Origin of the sequence: Marivita lacus, assembly GCF_014637725.1 — a bacterium.
Classification (GTDB): Bacteria; Pseudomonadota; Alphaproteobacteria; order Rhodobacterales; family Rhodobacteraceae; genus Marivita; species Marivita lacus.
In genome coordinates this window covers 1-1,850 of record NZ_BMFC01000047.1, presented here as the reverse complement: position 1 = coordinate 1,850, position 1,850 = coordinate 1, and the positions used below count along the sequence as shown (strand labels likewise).

The 1,850-nt window shown below is 66.2% G+C and carries 1 protein-coding gene; it reads left to right on the top strand.

What is annotated here, in order from left to right:
- Positions 1-1,850 (top strand): glycoside hydrolase/phage tail family protein (locus IEV82_RS23855; RefSeq protein WP_229748012.1); only part of this gene is annotated, 1,850 nt, incomplete at both ends.

Here is a 1,850-nt window from a genome sequence, read left to right as displayed (position 1 = left end):
GCGCAGGTTGCCGCCCTGTTCGGGGGTGCCAGCCCCTCGGACTTCACCATCGCCGAGGAGGCTGTCAGCTGGACCGGCACGGCAGAGGACTGGGGCCTGCGCCGCATGGTGCTGCACTACGCCCATCTCTGCGCAGTGGCAGGCGGGGTCGACGCGTTCCTGATCGGCACTGAGATGCGCGGGCTGACCACCATCCGCTCGGACGCGGGCACCTATCCAGCGGTGCAGGCGCTCCGTGATCTGGCAGCTGATGTGCGCGCCATCCTCGGCGCGGGCACGGCCATCAGCTATGCGGCGGACTGGTCGGAGTATTTCGGACACCAGCCGGGCGACGGCAGCAATGATGCCTTCTTCCACCTCGACCCGCTCTGGGCCGATCCGGCGATCGATTTCATCGGCATCGACAATTACATGCCGATCTCGGACTGGCGCGACGGGTTCGAGCATTTGGACGCGATTGATGGCTGGCCCGCGATCCATGACCGCGCCTATCTGCAGGCCAATATCGCCAGTGGCGAAGGCTTCGACTGGTTCTACGCCAGCGCGGCTGACCGCTTCACGCAGATGCGCACGGCGATCACCGATGGCGCTTACGGGGAGCCGTGGGTGTTTCGGTACAAGGACCTGCGCAGCTGGTGGTCGGAGCCGCATCACGATCGCCCCGGCGGCGTGCGGCAAGCTCTGCATCCGGACGCCGCACAGCCTGACACATGGGTACCGATCGTCGGCGCATCGATCGTGCCTGAACCCGGCATCATTCTCGACCGCTATGCCCATGCCGCCCGGATCATCTCGGGTGGCAACGCGGGCGGACGGGCGCGGCTGAACACCAACCTCTCCGTGACAGACGGTACGCGCTACCGCGTGACTGCCTGGTGCCGGCAGGGCAGCAGCCCCTCGGCGCGCATCCTGCTGGAACATCCCGGCGGCTATGCGGGGTTCCGGTACTATTTCAACGATCAGGTCATCCTGACGCAAGGGCCACATCCGATCACCGACATCGCGGTCAGGACGCATGGCAGCGCCGGGGATGTGGTCGAGCTTGCCTTCACCGTGACCTTTCTCGGCAACGCCACTGTCCCTGCAAGCTTTGGCCCGGTCTCGGCTGTAGCGGGGGAGATGGTTGTTGCCCTGGCGCTCGATGTGCAAGAGATCGGGGTCTCCAGCACCGACTGGGTGCCGCAGTCCAAGCCCATCCGGTTCACAGAGTTGGGCTGTCCCGCCATCGACCGGGGCACCAACCAGCCGAATGTCTTTTACGACCCCAAATCGTCGGAAAGCCTGACGCCACATTTTTCGCGGGGCTGGCGCGATGACGCGATCCAGCGCGCTTATCTCGAGGCAACGTACAAGTTCTGGGGTGAGGCTGCGCACAACCCGGTGTCCTCTGTCTATGGCGCTCGGATGGTCCACGTCCCTGAATGCGCCGCCTGGACATGGGATGCGCGGCCCTATCCGTTCTTTCCCGCGCTGACCGATGTCTGGACCGACGGCGCAAACTGGCGGCTTGGCCACTGGCTGACCGGGCGCCTCGGCGCGGTGTCGCTGGCAGCCCTCGTGCGCCACCTCTGCCTGCGGGCCGGGCTGCCCGAGGCGCGCATCGACGTCACCGGCCTCTGGGGTGCCATCGAGGGGTACGTCATCACCGCGCTCGAAAGCCCGCGCGCGTCCATTACCACGCTGTCGCGGCATTTCGGTTTCGACGCGGTGGAAACCGAGGGTGTGATCCGCTTCCTGATGCGCGGCCGGGCCTCCGTCGTCACACTCGCCCATGACGATCTGGTCGCCCCTCGCGTAGGTGATGTGCTGGAACTGACCCGGGGGCAGGAAACGGAACTGCCGCAGGCGCT